Consider the following 15,383-nt stretch of genomic DNA (forward strand, 5'->3'; position numbering starts at 1 on the left):
CTAGGAGAGGGTGGTCGGCCGATCTGTGAGAAAGATCACGCTAGCGCATGATCGCGAGCGCTTCGCCGGGCGGTGAACTCGGTGTTGATGCGCCAGGTCGCGCCCTGATCGGCGGAGACCTCGCCGCGCCAGAGAAAGGAGTCAGGGGTGATCTCCGAAAAACTCCACCGCATCAATTTTCCGTCCGGCCCATTTCCAAGCTGAACGATCTCGTCGCCCTCGGCGCGGCCGATCATCTGCAGAAAATTCCGGGTCACCGGGTCTGTCCACTGGATGCGCCAGGCGTCGATATCGGGATCATAGACCCGCAGCGTGGTGCCATAGGAATTGACGTTGGCCGCGGCATCGCCGCGACGCAATTCGCCGCGCTTTGGGACGATCCAGACGTCCTGAACCGCACGCCCTTCCAGCGCCCAGCCGAAATGCCACTCGCCGGCGCGTCGGAGTTCTCTGCCGTCTTCAGAGTATTGCCGGACATCGAGATCCCAGGATCCGACAAAGCGTCCGTACAGATCCATCTGGCCGGCGCGGTCGGCCGCAGGGCCATCCGCGCCGAGCGCGTTGAGAAACGGCGAGATCATGCCGCACTGCGCCTCAGTTGCTTCTGCATGGCCAGCACCCCCTGGTCCATCTGCGCGGATATGTAGGGCGCGATCTCGTTCGGCAGCAGGTCGACGATCCAGATCACCCGGGTGCGTGAGGCGCCGTCGGCGAGCACCTGGACCGACCCGGCGTAATGCTTCACGCGCTCGTTGGCGGCGATGGCGTAGGCCAGCCGTCGGTGCTGATCGTCGCAATCGACCAGCAGTTCACGCGCCACCGTTCCGCTGGCGAAGGTAACGATGCGCGCATCGCCGTCGAGTTTGGTATCGGTGACGAAGCCCGGCACCAGCCGTGTATGCAGCGCGCCGAAATCGCGCACCGCGTCCCAGACGTCGTCAGGGGTGGCGTCGATGGAGATGTCTTTCTGGATGGAAGCCATGATTCAAGTCTTTCTTGGACAGGGATGATTGAGTTGAGCCGTCATTGCGAGGAGCGAAGCGACGAAGCAATCCATTCTTTCTTTGCGCGACGAGATGGATTGCTTCGCTGCGCTCGCAATGACGGTGGATAAGTAACGGCGCGCCCTACGTACACACCGCCTCGACGTTGTTGCCGTCGGGGTCGGTCAAAAACGCCGCGTAGTAGGTCGGGCTGTAATCGGCGCGTGGTCCGGCGCCGCCATTGTCGCGTCCGCCGGCTTTCAGGCCCTCTGCGTGGAATTTTCCGATCGCCGCATGATCGGGCGCGCGGAACGCGACATGCGCGCCGGTACCTGAATTGCCTTTGTGCAGATGCAGCCAGAATGCGGGCTCACCCTTCGGGCCAAAGCCCGCGCCGCTATCGTCGCGCGAGCAGAGCACAAAGCCCAAGGGGGCGAGGGCTGCGGTGTAGAAGCGAACGCTGGCGTCGAGGTTGCCGACGCGCAATCCGATGTGGTCGTACATGGTGTTCTCCAGTGACAAGCGCGCGGGATTGCCGCGCGGCCTGGAGCAACCCTAGTCAGTTGAGGGCAAGTCGTTCTTGGAAAATCTTGCGGTCGCCCCGCGAGGCTTGGCGGAATTTTAAAGGCGAGGCGCCGGCGGCGCGGTGGAAGGTGCGCACGAAATTGGAGAGGTCGCCGAAGCCGACGTCATAGGCAATGTCGGTGATGGCGCTGTCGTCGTCCGCCAGCCGCCGCGCCGCGTGGCGCAGCCGCGAGCGCACCAGATATTGGTGCGGGGTGACGCCGAGCGTGTCCGAAAAAAGCCGCAGGAAATGGAACGGGCTGATGCCGGCCTGATCGGCGGCGTCTTCCAGGCCGATGGCATGGTGCGAATGCGCATCGATCCACAAGGCGGTTTCCACCGCGCGGCGGCGGTCGCGGGCGGCGAGGGAACCAGCCTTGCGCGGCTTGCCGGAAACAACCTCGGCAAAGCGGCTCGCCAGCAGCTGGCCGATTTCATCGAGGCCGATGTCGCTGTTGCCATCTGCCGCCGATTGCGCCAGTTCGCCGAGCACCACCAGTTCCGGCAGCGGCGGCGCACAGCCGGCCTGCCAGATCGTCTTGCTGTCGCCGAGCGTCTCGACCAGTTCCGGCTTGAGGAAAAACGACAGGCACTCGTCGCGGCAGACGTGCTCGTGGGTGCAGGTATACTCGTCGCCGGGATGGCCGATCAGCACCGATCCCGCCACCAACTCATGGGACTTGCCGCGGCAGTGCAGGCCGAAACTGCCCTTGCGCACATAGGAGATCGAGTGACAGCGATGCTGCTCGACGAACGGCCTGTCACCGGGGCCGGCCTCGCAGCGGAAGTCGGATACCGAGATGGATGGGCGATCGAGCAGCGTGGTTGCGGTCATCCCGCCAATTTAGGTAGGCGCCCGGGGTGGCGCAACCGGCAGCAGCACGTCGAACAGGGTCTTGCTGGTGGTCGGGTGTGCGCCCTCGATCGAGAGCAGCCGCCGCTTGGAAATGGCGCCGCCGTTCGGCGAGATCTTGTCGGCATAGTTACCCGCCTCGAGCACGCGGTGGCACGGCACGATGATCATGAAGGGGTTGCGGGCAATCGCCTGCGCCACCGAATAGACCGCGCCCGAGGCGCGCAGGCCGGAGGCGATCTCGGCATAGGTGCGGGTTTCTCCGCGCGGGATCTGGCGGGCGAAGGCGTAGACACGCTGGTTGAAGGCCGGGATGCCGGTCATGTCGAGGGTGACGTCGGAGAAGTCGCTGTCGCCGCCACGCAGCAGCGCTGCAATGCCTTCGATCGCGATCTCGGCATTCAGCGGCGGGCGCAGTTCGCGGGCGTCGGGATAGATCTGGAACAGCCGCCGCCTGGTGTCGATCTCGCGGGCCTCGGGAAGCTGTACGCCAATAATGCCGGATGGACCCCATGCGATGCCGCAGCGGCCGATTCCGGTGTCGAATATCGTGTACCCAAGCCCCGCCATACGCCACTTCCCCGGCGGGCACCATAACACCGTCACAGACCGGCGCATCTGGAATCTTTAACGTCGGTTAAGGGCGGGGGCGGAGCGGCGGGAACCGCTTGGCGGATCGTGCGGGGTCGGCTAATCATGGGCGACCATTCGCGGGCGTAGTTCAATGGTAGAACGGCAGCTTCCCAAGCTGCATACGAGGGTTCGATTCCCTTCGCCCGCTCCAGATTTTCCGGACCTGCGACCGTCCGATGCATTGAGCCCGGCTCAACCCATCCCAGAAGCTTCCTGCAAAAATATGCGCGACGTGTCGGTCCGGCACCATCCGGGCCGTCTTGTAAGGAGGCGGCCCATCGACGTGCCGCTTCACGAGCGGTTCAAGCAAAGGAGGTCGCTGCGATGGTTGTTCTGAACAAGGAGTTCAAAGCCCGGCTTCAGAAGAGTCCAAAAAAGGGCGGCTGGACGTATGTCATATGGCCGAAGTCCGCAGCGTTCTTTGCTACAAAGGGCTTGGTAAAGGTAAGTTGTACGGTCGATGATTACCCGCTACGCACGGCATTCATGGCGATAGGCGGCGGTGTCCATAAATTGCCTATCAAAGCGGACCTGCGGGCTGCTATCGGAAAGAAGGCTGGAGACACGGTGACGATCCGGCTTTTGGAACGCCGGTGACCGCCCTGTGGCACTTTTCGGGAGTGTCACCCTCACGGAGCGATGTCCGCTTCTGCGGTGATACCGTTGAAAACCGGCGCAGAAGCGGTGCTTCGATGCCGTTCGGCTCAACAGCGGCCTATCTTTCGACAGCGATCACGCCTACTATCCGCGGGTCGCAAGACGATGGCGCTGAACCTTAGAGTGGACTGCGGGCAGACCCGGGGGCAGTACCCGGCGCCTCCACCTTAGCAGCTTGAGCTTAAAGGTCTCATCACGGTGAGATCGATTTGGCCGCAAGGCTAGATTCCAAAGCTGCTAGGGCGGGGGCGAACCAGGATCGATGGTCGCAATGAAGCTCTGAATTGTGCTCGGCATGATACCGCCGTTATCGGGTCAAAAACCTAAATGCAAACGATAACGTTGCATTGAACGAAGTGCGCCTCGCGGCGTAACCTGTTCGGGGTTGGTCCACCTGGCAACAGAACGGCCATCGCCGCGTCAACCTTCGGGTTGGCGCGGCTTTATTTTGTGGTGCACAAGCCGGAACGAGATTACGGCGGATTGCGCGACGCTCATCAGCCCGTCCCACGGTCTTCAGAGGAGCATTTTCGACCCATTGTATCGGTCAAATTGCAAATCTAGAGTCGAGCTGAATGGTATTCACGCGGCTCGAACAGGGAAGCTAGAACGGCGGATTATTCCATGATGACAAAAAGAGAGCCTCCTGTAACTGCAGCTGAACTGGCCGCCAGATTGCAGGCAAGTCCCGAGTTTATTGCAAGACAACAAGAGCGCGAGCTTGCGTTGGCTAAGCGAGTTGCGCGTCATCGTGAAGAGCAAGCTCCAATTGTGTCGGAGCTTCAGGAGGCGGGCATACAGCTTCGTTTTCTGCGCGACCTTCTTACGAGGTCGGTTCCCTATCCAACTGCCGTTCCGATCCTCCTGAAACATCTCGCGCTGCCCTATTCAGATGTTACGCGGGAGACTCTGGCTAGAGCCCTCGCCGTTCGCGATGCGCGGTACGCATGGTCTATACTTGCGGCGGAGTATCGCAAAGCTCCTACAGGCGAAGAGAACGGCATTCGATTGGGTGCAAAGAGCGGTCTTGCCGCGGCGCTAGCCGCGATAGCGACCGAAAACGTGATGGACGAACTGATAGCAATCGCCAAGGATCGGTCACACGGTAGTAGTCGCCTGCTGCTGCTGAGGGTCTTGAAGAAATCCAAGAGTGCGGCAGCCAAACAAGCGATCGAGGAATTGGCTTCTGATCCCGATTTGAAGAAGGAAATCGCTTCGTGGCGCGGAGGAAGATGAAAAGCTATAGCAGCCTGCAGGGGCGTGGTGACTTCTCCTTCGTATCTTTTGATCGTCACGGAGTAAATTCTAACTTCTCAACTTTCATAGGAAGGGTTAGCTTCCGTTTGATCGCTCCAAGTGCTTTGAAACGAGGTGCGTATTGACCCAGGCGATCGCTTCGGCTGACACCTCTCGCAATTTGCTTGTTGTGGCAGGCTGCGGCCTGCTGTCCGGCATTCTCACCCCGCTGTTGCCGACGTTGCTCGACAAGATCGCGGGCGTGCCCGCCGACATCCGCCTCGCGCTGGTCGCCATCCCCTTCGCCGTTCTGGTCTTCTTCGTGGTCCGCCGCTTCAGCGCCAACCCGCCATGGGCGGCGGTGCTGGCCGCCGTGCTCACGATGGTGGCTTTTGTCTGCGCAGTGAACGCCGCCGTCTTCATCGACGGCCAGAGCAACGGCGCCGACAAGATGATGCGAAACATCCTGGCGGGCCTCGCCGGCGGTTTCACCGGCAGCGCCCTGATGGCGCTCGGGATCGCGCTGCTGCCGGCGGGCCCGCGCGATGCGGTGACATGGATACGGATGGTTTTGACCGGCACCTTGGCCGGCACGTTGCTGGCGCTCGACAATGCGCTCGGCCTCGACCAGACCTCGTTCCTCTATCCGGTCTGGCAGGCGGCGGTGGCGGTCCGGCTGGCGATGGCCTTGCGCCGGCGCCGGCTTTCCTGACAATGATTGCCTGACAGAGCAAACCGACGGTCTCCGCAGCGGGAGCGCGGGTAAAAAGACAATCAAGGCAAAAAACGTCAAGGCAAAAAACCTCCAGGGAAGATTCGTGAACCGCCCGTTCAAGCCCTATCCGTTTACGGCGAAGCAATATCCGGCGTCGCTGCCGCCGCTGGACGGCGGCGTCGATCAAGCGCGGCATCCCGTCGTGGTGGTCGGTGGCGGTCCGGTCGGCTATTGCGCGGCGCTTGGGCTCGCCAGCCACGGCGTGCCGGTCGTTCTGCTGGAGGCGGATGATTCCGTCTGCTTCGGCAGCCGCGCGATCTGCATCTCGCGGCGCAGCCTGGAGATCATCGCCCGCCTCGGCGCGGCCGAGGGCTTTCTGAAGCAGGGCCTGCCCTGGACCGGCGGCCGCAGCTTCTATCGCGACGACGAAGTGCTGCACTTCAAAATGCCGATGGATGAAAACCAGAAGCATCCGCCGATGATCAATCTGGCGCAATATTCGATCGAGCAGTTGCTGCTCGACGCCGCCGAGCAACGCCGCGACCTGGTCGAGGTGCGCTGGCAGAATCGCGTCACCGCAATCGATGCGCGCGAGGACGGCACGCGGCTCTCCATTGAAACGCCCGCCGGGGCCTACACCATGGAGGCCGACTGGGTCGTGGCCGCGGACGGCGGCCGCAGCTTTCTCCGCGAAACGCTCGGACTGAAGTTGAAGGGCACCAGCTACGAGGGCCGCTATGTCATCGTCGACATCGTGCTGGACAGCGCGCGCCCGGCGGAGCGGCTGGCTTATTTCGATCCGCCCTGCAATCCCGGCTCGACGGTGCTGGTGCACAAGCAGCCGTCAGGTGTCTGGCGCGTCGACTATCAGTTGCGCGACGGCGAAGACCCCGACGAGGCGATCAAGCCCGAGAATGTCATGCCGCGCGTCGAGAGCCTGCTCGGGATGATGGGCGAGACGGGCGCGTGGAGCCCGGTCTGGATCGGCATCTACAAGGCCAACGCGCTGACGCTCGACGACTACCGCCACCGCCGCGTGTTGTTTGCCGGCGACGCCGCGCATCTGCTGCCGATCTTCGGCGTGCGCGGCGCCAATTCCGGCATTGATGACGCCGACAACCTCGCCTGGAAACTCGCTTTCGTGGTCAAGGGGCTCGCGTCGCCGCGGCTGCTCGACAGCTACTCGGCCGAGCGGGTCGTCGCCGCACGGGAAAACCTCAGCTATGGCACCAAGAGCACCGAGTTCATGGCGCCGCCTTCGTTCGCGTTCGAACTGATGCGAAAGGCCGTACTCGGCCTCGCCGTGAAATTTCCCGAATTGCGCTCGCTGATCAATCCGCGACAGTCTTCCGCGATCGCCTACACGCATTCGCCGCTCAACGTGGCCGCGCAGGAAACAGAATTCCGCGCCGGTCCCGGTCCCGGCCAGGTGCTGCCGGAGTGTCCACTCGGAATTATCGAGAGTGGCCTCACGCGCAATGGCCATCTCACCGACCTGATCGGCCCTGTGATCACGGCGCTGTATTTCAGTGACGACGGCGTCGTGCCGGAAGAACTGTCGAAGCTGGACACGGCGATGCGCGCCGGTGGCGTGCCGTTTGCCGTCGTGCCGCTGGCGAATCGCGCCGGCGCGACCGCGGCGCGCGGCTGGGACGAGTCCGGCCAAATGTATCCGATGTATGATGCCGCGCCCGCCGCGCTCTATCTGGTCCGGCCCGACGGCCATGTGATCGGACGCTGGCGCCGGTTCGACGCCGCGACCGTGACCGAAGCGATCGATCATTTGCTGCAACCATGACAAGTGCGCCAACCATGACCGAAGCCGAACTCGACGCCGCCTATACCCATCTGTGCAAGACCATGACAGAGCTCGGCGAAGCCCGCGCGCCGCTGTTCCTGGCGCGTTTTGCGCTGCTGGCGATGGTGCGGATCGGCGATACCGCCGTGGTGCAGCGCCTGACCGATGCCGCCGCGGCCGACATTGCTTCGTAGCTTCGTAGGGTGGGTTAGCGAAGCGTAACCCACCGTGATGCGTGCAAGAAAGTTGGTGGGTTACGGCTTACGCCTAACCCACCCTACGCAGTGATGCTGCGGGCCGTTACGGCGCGATCTTCAGCACCGCCTTCATGTTGGGATGATAGCGGCAGTAATATTCGACCATGCCGGCCTTGTTCAGCACCGATGTCACGGTCTTCTTCGGCGGCATGGTGATGTCGAAGTCGCCGTTTCGCGCCGTCGCTGTGTGCACGAACATGTCCTTGTTGATCCATTCGATGGTGTCGCCGACCTTGGCCGAGACTTCGGCCGGCGACACCACGAGATTTTCCATCACGACTTGAATCGTCGCCGCATGCGCCGGGACGGCCATTGCGCCGAGCGCCAGTGCGGTTAGAAGAATGCGTCTCGGCAGCATGGCAGGTTCCTTTACTTCTAGGTCTACTTCAGCGCCGCGGCGACGTGTTCGGCGTGCTGCTGGTGGCCCTGAAAGATCTTCAGGCCGGTCTGCAGCAGGCTCTTCAGCTCGGCGTTGCTGGCCGAGGGGATCAGTTGCGTCTCCAGTGCACCGTTGACCGCCTTGTGATAGGCGACCTCGTTGGCGACATAGGCCTTGTCGTAGGCAGCGCCGCTGAGCTTCGCGAGTTCGGCGAGCTTGTCGGCGGCCTGCTTCGACAGCGCCTTGCTGGTGTCGTTGTCCTCCGGCGTCACCTTCAGCTTCTTGACGAGGTCGAGCGCCTGCTTGTTCACGGCCTCATGGTCGCGCACCATGTCTTCCGCGAACACCTTGACGTCCTTGCTGCCGGCTTTCGAAATGGCCTGTTTCGCCGCAGTGATGTCGATCACCCCTGCGGTGTAGGCGATATGCGCGATCTGCGGATCGGTGGGTTTTGTGGCCTGCGCCAGCGCTGCGCCGGTGAGCAGGCTCAACGCGGCGACCGCCGCGCTCAGTCGAATGAACATGGTTTGATACTCCTGTGGCGCCGGCCCCGGGGCCGCGCGCGTGGTTGGTCACAGGAGTTGGATGACGCCCGGGCGCGGAGGTTCCCGGAAAAATGATATACAAAACTAAAACGGCATACCCAGCCGCTTCAGCACGGCCTCCGTCAGCCGTTCGCAACGCTTGCCGGCGAACGGAAACGCTTCCATCACGACAGGGCCGATCTTCTTCTCGACGTTGTCGCGCAACATCGTCCGGGCGCGGTGCAGCCGGGTTTTGACGGTCTCCGGCTTCAGCCCGAGAATGTCAGCGGTCTCCTCCACATTCATCCCCTCGATCACGCGGGTGATGAAGACGAGACGAAACGCCTCCGGCAATTCGTCGATGGCATGCTCGACGACATGCTGAATTTCGCGCTGGGCCATGGATTTTTCCGGATCCTCAGTGGCGGCAAGGGGAAACTGGATGATCTGGGCTTCGAGCACACCTTGCGGCAGCGAGTCGATGTCTACGCCGGGCCGCTGGCGGCGTAGCCGGCCCAGCGCCTCGTTCATGGCGATCCGCGACAGCCAGGTCGCCAGACTGGAGTCGCCGCGAAAGCTTTCCAGATGGGTGAAGGCGCGGACATAGGTTTCCTGCACCACGTCCTCGGCCTCGCCGTCGTTGCGCAGCACGCCGCGGGCGAGTCGGTACAGCCTGCGGTTATTGGCCTGCATGATGACGCGTACCGCCGCCTCGTCGCGGGCCAGCGCCCGACGTACCAGTTCGCCGTCGCCGGTGGCGGCGGCCGCAATTTGCGGGGTATGAGCCTGACGCATCATGGTTCACCAATAACAGGGTATTGGGGTTGGATGCCGCAAAGGCGGGAAGGTTCCCGAAATAATTGGGTCCTTTGTAGGGTGGATTAGCGAAGCGTAATCCACCGGCTTCTTTGCCGTAATGGTGGGTTACGGCTTACGCCTAACCCACCCTACGCAGCGATATTTCTCACGCCCCCTGCGGCACCTGGTCGAGGAACCCGGTGATGCTGCGGATGCGGCCCTCCTTGAGTACCGCGAAATCCGTGCCCTTGATCGGGCTGTCGGCGCCATCGGGGCCGAGGCCCCAGGAGAAACGGACATGATCGCCGAAGCCGTTGGGCTGGCCGATCAGCGAGAACTTGAAGTCCGGGAACTTCTGCTGAACGCCGGCGATCAGGGCGTCAACGCCGTCAAGGCCGTCGCCCGACATCAGCGGGTCGACATAGCGGGCATCGCTGGTCCAGTTGGTGGCCAGGATCTCGCGGCGGCGGCTTGGCGTCCGCTCGTTCCACAGATCGATATAGTTGCGGGCGATCGTCGTAATGTCGGTCATCATCATCTCCTTAGGTGGCGCCGAATGGATCGGCTGACCGACTATCGGACAATGCCGCGCGCCAATCGATTACCTCGGAGGTCAAGGATTTGGCCGTTCACGGAAATCGTTTGAAGAACGCCCAGATCGTTTCGGCGCCGTCGATGTCGTGGTTTTGCGGACCGAAAAACGCGGTGGCGATGCGCGGAAAGCGCGCGTCGGAGAACATGCTGGGCATGCGGTGGCCGCCGCCGTTGACGCGGTAGAGCACGACGTCGCGGGCCGGCGGGCAGCGCGACTCGATCCGTGTCACCGTGCTCTGGTCTTCGTGATCGCGATCCCCAAGATCGGTCACCGCGCCATCCCCGATTTCGCAGCCATTGAGCTTCCGCCAGAACGCCAGCGTTTTCATCGCCGGCCAGAAGCCGTCCACCGCGAAGCGGCTGCTGCCCTTGCCACCCTCGAACGGGATCAGGGGATCGGCGGTGCCGTTCATCATGAGCATCGGCATCGGTCGCGAAGGGTGACACGCGGCGGCCGCTTCGTCGGTAAGGTTGATGATGACACTGGCGGCGGCCGCGAACAGCTCGGCGCGAGCACACACCAGCGCGATCGTCATGGCGCCGCCGTTCGACAGGCCGGTGACATAGATGCGCTTCGGATCGGCCGAACCGTCGGCGACATATTTTTCAACCAGCTTGACGATGAAGCTGACATCGTCGGTCCCCTTGGGCGGCACGCGGCCGGCGCGCTTGGCATCCGGCCGCAAATCGGCCCAGGCGCGGTTGAGCCCGTCGGGAAAGATCACGCCGAAGCGCTCGCGGTTCGCGACCAGGGGCCAGGAGGTGCGCGTCTTGATGTCGGCGCCGGTCTGGGTGTTGCCATGGAGTACGATGACGAGCGGCGCCGGTTTTAAGTCCGGAAACTGGGTGAGGAATGTGCGCGCCACGCCGCCGATCTCGATCGTCTCGGCGGCGGCCGGGCCGGCGGCGAACGCGAGCGCAGCCACGATGGCAACGATCCGGATCATGCTTCCTCCAGTCCGCCTCCGCGGCCATGGGCTTCCAGTGCATCCAGAAAACAACGCACCTTGGCCGGGACGAACTGGCGGGCCGGCAGCAAAGCGTGCACGTTGAGCGGCTCGCAGACATGATCCGGCAGCAGCCGCCGCAACAGTCCCGCCGCGACCGCAGCATTGGTAAAGCTCGCCGTCACCCGCAACACGCCGAGCCCGGCCAGCGCCGCCTGCAATCTGATGTCCGCATTCGAACTGACCAGCCGCGCTTTCTGCAAAGCGAGATGTTCGGTGCCGCCATCAGGCGTGGTGAGCGCCCAAGGCGCGTCATTCGGGGCGGTCAGCATCGGCAGCTTTGCCAGTTCAGCCAGCGTGCGCGGCTCGCCGAATTTTTCCAGCAGCCGGGGTGAGGCATAGAGGCCACGTTCCAGCGACGACACCCGGCGGATGACGATCCCGGTCGGGGGCAGCGGCGCCTCCAGCATCGCAAACACGATGTCGTAATTCTCGGCGACCGGGCTCACGATCTCGTGCTCGACGTCGATCCGGACCGCCAGATCCGGATAGCGGTTCATCAGTTCGCAGGCCACGGGTCCGGCATGGTTCGCGCCGAATTCGTAAGGCGACTTGATCCGCAAGGTGCCCGAGATGGCGCTGCTCATCGCCAGCGCCTCGCCATGGGTATCGTGCAGCGCCGTGAACAGCGGCTTGACCCGCTGATAGATGGTGTCGCCGGCATCGGTCAGGCGCAGATGCCGCGTGGTGCGCTCGATCAGCCGCAGCCCGAGATTGCTTTCCAGTCGCTGCACTGCAGCACTGAGGCTCGACTTCGGATGTCCGAGCACGCGCGCGGCGGCGCTAAAGCCGCCGTGCTGAACAACCTCGCAAAACAGCTCCCAATCGCGCCAGTCCATCGGGCAATCGTCCATGTGGCGGGACAGTGTGTCCAGGGAATTCGGATATCCCGGCCAATCCCGATGACATAGAAGATGACCGTAACGAAAAAGAAAAGCGCTTACGCAAACCACATATAGGGAGGGTGTCATGTCGGACGACGGAATCTTTCTTCGCAATTCCTGGTACGTCGCGGCCTGGAATCACGAACTGATCGACGGCGCGAAGCTCGCCCGCACCCTCCTGGAACGCCCCGTCGTGATCTATCGCGGCGCCAGCGGAAAAGTCGTCGCGCTCGACGACCGCTGCTGCCATCGCGCCGCGCCGCTATCGATGGGCCGCATCGAGGGCGATGATATCAGGTGCATGTATCACGGCATGAAATTCGAGCCGGGCGGGAAGTGCATTCAGATCCCCGGCCAGGACGCCATCCCGCCGAAACTCGGCGTCCGCAGCTATCCGGTTGTCGAGCGTTACAATCTGATCTGGATCTGGATGGGGGACGTCGAGAAAGCCGATCCGAACCTGATCGTGGACTACCCGCCGCTCGCCGATGCCAAATGGCGCGGCCTGCCGGGCTATATGCACTACAAGGCGAACTGGCTCCTGATCGTCGACAATTTGAGCGACTTCGCGCATCTCGCCTTCGTGCATACCCATACGCTCGGCGGCTCCGAGGAATATGCCTACAAGACCAAGCCGGTCGCGATCGAGAAGCTGGACGACGGCTTTCGCGTCGAGCGCTGGCACATGGGCGCCGAGCCGCCGCCCTATCTCTGCAAGGTGATATCAAACAAGACCGACAAGGTCGATCGCCGCAATATCGGGCGCATGCTGGTGCCCGGCACCTTCCTGCTCGACACGATGTTCGCGCCGGCAGGGCAGGGTGCGGAGAAAGGCGTACAGGTTCCGGGCACGCGGCAGTTTCGCAACGCCCAGTTCATGACGCCGGAAACGCGCAGCACCACGCACTTCTTCTGGAACTACCTGCACGATTTCGATCTCGACAATCCGAACATCGTGCTGTCGCTGCGCAACAGCCTCGAAGAGGCATTCAACGAGGACCTGGCGATCATCGAGGCGCAGCAGAAGGTGTTCGACGCCGATCCGAACTATCAGTTGCTCGCGATCGGCGCCGATGCGGCGCTGACGTATTTCAGGTGGGTGCTGGCAAGAAAGATCGAGGCGGAACGCAACGCGGCGAAAGCGGCGTGACGTAGCTAATCGGGCTCCTCGTCATTGCGAGGAGCGCAGCGACGAAGCAATCCAGTCTTGCTTGTTAAAAGCTGGATTGCTTCGCTTCGCTCGCATGCACAAACGCTTCGCGTTTGTTGCAGACAATGACGGTGGAAATTACTTCGCCGCGATCACCATGATCTCGACATTGTACTGCGGCGCCGCCAGCTTGGCTTCGACCGTAGCGCGGGCGGGCGTGTTGCCGGCGGAAACCCAGCCGTCCCACGCCGCGTTCATCTCGGGAAAGGTCTTCATGTCGGTGATGTAGATCGTCGCCGACAGCAGCTTGGTCTTGTCGGTGCCGGCCTTGGCGAGATGGCCGTCGATGATGCCGAGAATATCCTGCGTTTGCTCGGTCACGCTTTTCCCGGCCGCCTTGCCGGCGACGACACCCGCGAGATAGACGGTGTTGCCGTGAACCACGACCTGGCTCATGCGAGGTCCGACTTCGAAACGCTGGATGGTCATACTGCTCTCCTGATCTGTGAGGCCGGTTACTTAGCGCGCCGATGCGGCCCGCGCCACTGCGTTATTGCACCGACAGTCGTAAGATAGCTGTCATGCCCGGGCTTGATCCGGGCATCCACGACTTGCTTGTAAGCAAGAAAGACGTGGATGGCCGGGACAAGCCCGGCCATGACGAAATCTATTAAGACGCCGCCTTCGCCGCTGCTCTGCCGGCATTTCTTCCGGAGAACAGGCAGCCGCCGAGGAAGGTGCCTTCCAGCGAGCGATAGCCGTGCACGCCGCCGCCACCGAAGCCGGCGGCTTCGCCCGCGGCGTAAAGCCCCTTGATGATCTGGCCGTGATTGCCGAACACGCGGGAGTCGAGATCGGTCTCGAAGCCGCCCAGCGTCTTGCGGGTCAGGATGTTGAGTTTGACCGCGATCAGCGGGCCGTGTTCGGGATCGAGAATTTTGTGCGGTTTGGCGGTGCGGATCAGTTTGTCGCCGATGTAACGACGCGCATTGTGGATGTTCATCACCTGCGCGTCCTTGACGAAGGCGTTGTCCATCTCGCGGTCGCGGGCGTCGATCTGCGCCTTGATGTGATCGTGCTGCAAGAGGTTGTCGCCGGACAGCGCGTTCATGGCGCTGACGAGATCGGCGAGGTTGTCGCGCACGATGAAGTCGGCGCCGTGCTGCTTGAACGCCTCGACCGGCGCCGGTGCGCCCTTGTTGGTGGCGCGCTTGATGGTCATGCGCCAGCTTTTTCCCGTGAGGTCCGGATTCTGTTCGGAGCCGGCGAGCGCGAATTCCTTCTTGATGATGCTCTGGGTCAGGATGAACCAGGAATAATCGTGGCCGGTTGACATGATGTAGTCGAGCTGGCCGAGCGTATCGGAGCCGGGGAATAGCGGCGCGGGCAGACGCTTGCCCGTGGCGTCGAACCACATCGAGGACGGGCCGGGCAGGATGCGGATGCCGTGGCGCGGCCAGATCGGGTTCCAGTTTCGGATGCCCTCGACATAGTGCCACATCCGGTCGCGGTTGATCAGTCGCGCGCCGGCGGCCTCGGTGATCCCGATCATGCGGCCGTCGACATGTTCGGGCACGCCCGAGATCATGAACTTCGGCGGCGTGCCGAGGCGCTTCGGCCAGTTCTGCCGGACCAGGTCGTGATTGCCGCCGATGCCGCCGGAGGCGACGATGACCGCTTGTGCACGAAGCGTGAAATCGCCGACCACCTTGCGCGAAGAACTCTTGCCGCGCTCGATGGCATCGGGTTCTAGGATCGCGCCGCTGACGCCTTCGACCGTGCCATTGGTCACGATCAGCGCATCGACGCGGTGACGGAACTTGAAAATGAGCCGGCCGCTCTTGTTGGCCTCGCGCGCGCGGCGTTCGAACGGCTCGACGATCCCGGGACCGGTGCCCCAGGTGACATGAAAACGCGGCACCGAGTTGCCGTGGCCCATGGCGTCATAGCCGCCGCGTTCGGCCCAGCCGACGACCGGGAAGATGCGATGGCCCATCGCGCGCAGCCAGTCGCGCTTTTCGCCGGCGGCAAAGGCCACATAGGCTTCGGCCCATTTCCTTGGCCACAGGTCTTCCTCGCGGTCGAAGCCGGCGGTGCCCATCCAGTCCTGAAGCGCCAGATCGTGGGAGTCTTTGATACCCAGCCGGCGCTGTTCGGGGCTGTCGACCAGGAACAACCCGCCAAACGACCAGAACGCCTGGCCGCCGAGGTTTTGCTCGCCTTCCTGGTCCAGCAAAATGACGCGTTTACCGGCATCGGCGATTTCGGTCGCGGCGACCAGCCCCGCCAGCCCGCCGCCGACCACGATTACGTCTGTGTCCTCAGCCATCGCGTCCTCCCCCGTTTACGTT

19 protein-coding genes, 1 tRNA gene and 1 other RNA gene are annotated in these 15,383 nt (G+C 62.9%); 8 read left to right on the top strand and 13 right to left on the bottom strand.

Features of this window, described 5'->3' with window-relative positions:
- Window positions 1-35: 35 nt before the first annotated feature.
- The 5 genes from BLS26_RS20225 to BLS26_RS20245 all read right to left on the bottom strand — a co-directional run bounded on the left by BLS26_RS20225 (window position 36) and on the right by BLS26_RS20245 (window position 2,970).
- Window positions 36-581 carry a hypothetical protein gene (locus BLS26_RS20225; RefSeq protein WP_092514024.1) on the bottom strand — a complete coding sequence of 182 codons (546 nt, stop codon included), beginning with the start codon at window positions 579-581 and terminating at the stop codon, window positions 36-38.
- Window positions 578-982 carry an SRPBCC family protein gene (locus BLS26_RS20230; RefSeq protein WP_092514026.1) on the bottom strand — a complete coding sequence of 135 codons (405 nt, stop codon included), beginning with the start codon at window positions 980-982 and terminating at the stop codon, window positions 578-580. The genes BLS26_RS20225 and BLS26_RS20230 overlap by 4 nt, the downstream gene beginning before the upstream one ends.
- A gap of 145 nt (window positions 983-1,127) precedes the next feature.
- On the bottom strand, window positions 1,128-1,487 hold the full coding sequence (locus BLS26_RS20235; RefSeq protein ID WP_092514028.1) for a VOC family protein: 360 nt from the start codon (window positions 1,485-1,487) through the stop codon (window positions 1,128-1,130).
- 55 nt (window positions 1,488-1,542) lie between these two features.
- Entirely contained in the window at window positions 1,543-2,382 is an 840-nt protein-coding gene (locus BLS26_RS20240; protein WP_092514030.1) for a helix-turn-helix transcriptional regulator, read from the bottom strand.
- A 9-nt stretch (window positions 2,383-2,391) separates the two neighbouring features.
- Window positions 2,392-2,970, bottom strand: coding sequence for a methylated-DNA--[protein]-cysteine S-methyltransferase (locus tag BLS26_RS20245; protein WP_092514032.1), 579 nt, complete (start codon window positions 2,968-2,970; stop codon window positions 2,392-2,394).
- 140 nt (window positions 2,971-3,110) lie between these two features.
- Here BLS26_RS20245 and BLS26_RS20250 point away from each other — a divergent pair.
- The 7 genes from BLS26_RS20250 (at window position 3,111) to BLS26_RS20280 (ending at window position 7,633) form a co-directional block, all read left to right on the top strand.
- Window positions 3,111-3,184, top strand: a tRNA-Gly gene (locus tag BLS26_RS20250).
- Window positions 3,185-3,357: 173 nt separating this feature from the next.
- Window positions 3,358-3,630, top strand: a complete 273-nt coding sequence (locus BLS26_RS20255; RefSeq protein WP_172804646.1) for a DUF1905 domain-containing protein — start codon at window positions 3,358-3,360, stop codon at window positions 3,628-3,630.
- 115 nt (window positions 3,631-3,745) lie between these two features.
- Window positions 3,746-4,107: a transfer-messenger RNA gene (gene ssrA, locus BLS26_RS20260) on the top strand.
- A 207-nt stretch (window positions 4,108-4,314) separates the two neighbouring features.
- Window positions 4,315-4,926 carry a hypothetical protein gene (locus BLS26_RS20265; protein WP_092514034.1) on the top strand — a complete coding sequence of 204 codons (612 nt, stop codon included), beginning with the start codon at window positions 4,315-4,317 and terminating at the stop codon, window positions 4,924-4,926.
- Window positions 4,927-5,068: 142 nt separating this feature from the next.
- On the top strand, window positions 5,069-5,638 hold the full coding sequence (locus BLS26_RS20270; RefSeq protein ID WP_157676505.1) for a hypothetical protein: 570 nt from the start codon (window positions 5,069-5,071) through the stop codon (window positions 5,636-5,638).
- Window positions 5,639-5,744: 106 nt separating this feature from the next.
- Window positions 5,745-7,439, top strand: coding sequence for an FAD-dependent oxidoreductase (locus tag BLS26_RS20275; RefSeq protein WP_092514038.1), 1,695 nt, complete (start codon window positions 5,745-5,747; stop codon window positions 7,437-7,439).
- Window positions 7,440-7,453: 14 nt separating this feature from the next.
- Complete coding sequence (locus BLS26_RS20280; protein ID WP_092518302.1) at window positions 7,454-7,633, top strand: DUF2783 domain-containing protein; 180 nt, start codon at window positions 7,454-7,456, stop codon at window positions 7,631-7,633.
- Between the two features lie 106 nt (window positions 7,634-7,739).
- Here the strand turns inward: BLS26_RS20280 and BLS26_RS20285 are convergent, their stop codons facing one another.
- The 6 genes from BLS26_RS20285 to BLS26_RS20310 form a co-directional block, all read right to left on the bottom strand.
- On the bottom strand, window positions 7,740-8,054 hold the full coding sequence (locus BLS26_RS20285; protein WP_092514040.1) for a cupredoxin domain-containing protein: 315 nt from the start codon (window positions 8,052-8,054) through the stop codon (window positions 7,740-7,742).
- A 23-nt stretch (window positions 8,055-8,077) separates the two neighbouring features.
- A complete protein-coding gene (locus tag BLS26_RS20290) occupies window positions 8,078-8,599 on the bottom strand; it encodes a DUF4142 domain-containing protein (protein ID WP_092514042.1) in 522 nt (173 codons plus the stop codon).
- A 105-nt stretch (window positions 8,600-8,704) separates the two neighbouring features.
- Window positions 8,705-9,394 carry an RNA polymerase sigma factor gene (locus BLS26_RS20295; RefSeq protein ID WP_092518304.1) on the bottom strand — a complete coding sequence of 230 codons (690 nt, stop codon included), beginning with the start codon at window positions 9,392-9,394 and terminating at the stop codon, window positions 8,705-8,707.
- Window positions 9,395-9,563: 169 nt separating this feature from the next.
- The gene (locus BLS26_RS20300) at window positions 9,564-9,929 is read right to left on the bottom strand and encodes a nuclear transport factor 2 family protein (RefSeq protein ID WP_092518306.1); all 366 of its coding nucleotides are present in this window, start codon (window positions 9,927-9,929) and stop codon (window positions 9,564-9,566) included.
- 97 nt (window positions 9,930-10,026) lie between these two features.
- Window positions 10,027-10,938: a PHB depolymerase family esterase gene (locus BLS26_RS20305; RefSeq protein ID WP_092514044.1), complete on the bottom strand. Its 912-nt coding sequence runs from the start codon at window positions 10,936-10,938 to the stop codon at window positions 10,027-10,029.
- On the bottom strand, window positions 10,935-11,837 hold the full coding sequence (locus BLS26_RS20310) for a LysR family transcriptional regulator (RefSeq protein ID WP_092518308.1): 903 nt from the start codon (window positions 11,835-11,837) through the stop codon (window positions 10,935-10,937). The genes BLS26_RS20305 and BLS26_RS20310 overlap by 4 nt, the downstream gene beginning before the upstream one ends.
- A 130-nt stretch (window positions 11,838-11,967) precedes the next feature.
- Here BLS26_RS20310 and BLS26_RS20315 point away from each other — a divergent pair, with 130 nt between their 5' ends.
- Complete coding sequence (locus BLS26_RS20315) at window positions 11,968-13,032, top strand: aromatic ring-hydroxylating dioxygenase subunit alpha (RefSeq protein WP_092514046.1); 1,065 nt, start codon at window positions 11,968-11,970, stop codon at window positions 13,030-13,032.
- A 138-nt stretch (window positions 13,033-13,170) separates the two neighbouring features.
- Here BLS26_RS20315 and BLS26_RS20320 read toward each other — a convergent pair whose 3' ends face one another.
- On the bottom strand, window positions 13,171-13,521 hold the full coding sequence (locus BLS26_RS20320) for a RidA family protein (protein ID WP_092514048.1): 351 nt from the start codon (window positions 13,519-13,521) through the stop codon (window positions 13,171-13,173).
- Window positions 13,522-13,702: 181 nt separating this feature from the next.
- Entirely contained in the window at window positions 13,703-15,361 is a 1,659-nt protein-coding gene (locus tag BLS26_RS20325) for an FAD-binding dehydrogenase (RefSeq protein WP_092514050.1), read from the bottom strand.
- Window positions 15,362-15,383: the final 22 nt, after the last annotated feature.

This window comes from Afipia sp. GAS231, from assembly GCF_900103365.1.
GTDB lineage: Bacteria > Pseudomonadota > Alphaproteobacteria > Rhizobiales > Xanthobacteraceae > Bradyrhizobium.

What these genes read in the sequence shown, in the direction of transcription:
- BLS26_RS20285 (WP_092514040.1), bottom strand. Translation starts at nt 8,054, where the DNA reads ATGCTGCCGAGACGCATTCTTCTAACCGCACTGGCGCTCGGCGCAATG.
- BLS26_RS20315 (WP_092514046.1), top strand. Translation starts at nt 11,968, where the DNA reads ATGTCGGACGACGGAATCTTTCTTCGCAATTCCTGGTACGTCGCGGCC.
- BLS26_RS20265 (WP_092514034.1), top strand. Translation starts at nt 4,315, where the DNA reads ATGATGACAAAAAGAGAGCCTCCTGTAACTGCAGCTGAACTGGCCGCC.
- BLS26_RS20240 (WP_092514030.1), bottom strand. Translation starts at nt 2,382, where the DNA reads ATGACCGCAACCACGCTGCTCGATCGCCCATCCATCTCGGTATCCGAC.
- BLS26_RS20305 (WP_092514044.1), bottom strand. Translation starts at nt 10,938, where the DNA reads ATGATCCGGATCGTTGCCATCGTGGCTGCGCTCGCGTTCGCCGCCGGC.
- BLS26_RS20255 (WP_172804646.1), top strand. Translation starts at nt 3,358, where the DNA reads ATGGTTGTTCTGAACAAGGAGTTCAAAGCCCGGCTTCAGAAGAGTCCA.
- BLS26_RS20225 (WP_092514024.1), bottom strand. Translation starts at nt 581, where the DNA reads ATGATCTCGCCGTTTCTCAACGCGCTCGGCGCGGATGGCCCTGCGGCC.
- BLS26_RS20325 (WP_092514050.1), bottom strand. Translation starts at nt 15,361, where the DNA reads ATGGCTGAGGACACAGACGTAATCGTGGTCGGCGGCGGGCTGGCGGGG.
- BLS26_RS20310 (WP_092518308.1), bottom strand. Translation starts at nt 11,837, where the DNA reads ATGGACTGGCGCGATTGGGAGCTGTTTTGCGAGGTTGTTCAGCACGGC.
- BLS26_RS20235 (WP_092514028.1), bottom strand. Translation starts at nt 1,487, where the DNA reads ATGTACGACCACATCGGATTGCGCGTCGGCAACCTCGACGCCAGCGTT.
- BLS26_RS20230 (WP_092514026.1), bottom strand. Translation starts at nt 982, where the DNA reads ATGGCTTCCATCCAGAAAGACATCTCCATCGACGCCACCCCTGACGAC.
- BLS26_RS20245 (WP_092514032.1), bottom strand. Translation starts at nt 2,970, where the DNA reads ATGGCGGGGCTTGGGTACACGATATTCGACACCGGAATCGGCCGCTGC.
- BLS26_RS20280 (WP_092518302.1), top strand. Translation starts at nt 7,454, where the DNA reads ATGACCGAAGCCGAACTCGACGCCGCCTATACCCATCTGTGCAAGACC.
- BLS26_RS20290 (WP_092514042.1), bottom strand. Translation starts at nt 8,599, where the DNA reads ATGTTCATTCGACTGAGCGCGGCGGTCGCCGCGTTGAGCCTGCTCACC.
- BLS26_RS20320 (WP_092514048.1), bottom strand. Translation starts at nt 13,521, where the DNA reads ATGACCATCCAGCGTTTCGAAGTCGGACCTCGCATGAGCCAGGTCGTG.
- BLS26_RS20295 (WP_092518304.1), bottom strand. Translation starts at nt 9,394, where the DNA reads ATGCGTCAGGCTCATACCCCGCAAATTGCGGCCGCCGCCACCGGCGAC.
- BLS26_RS20300 (WP_092518306.1), bottom strand. Translation starts at nt 9,929, where the DNA reads ATGACCGACATTACGACGATCGCCCGCAACTATATCGATCTGTGGAAC.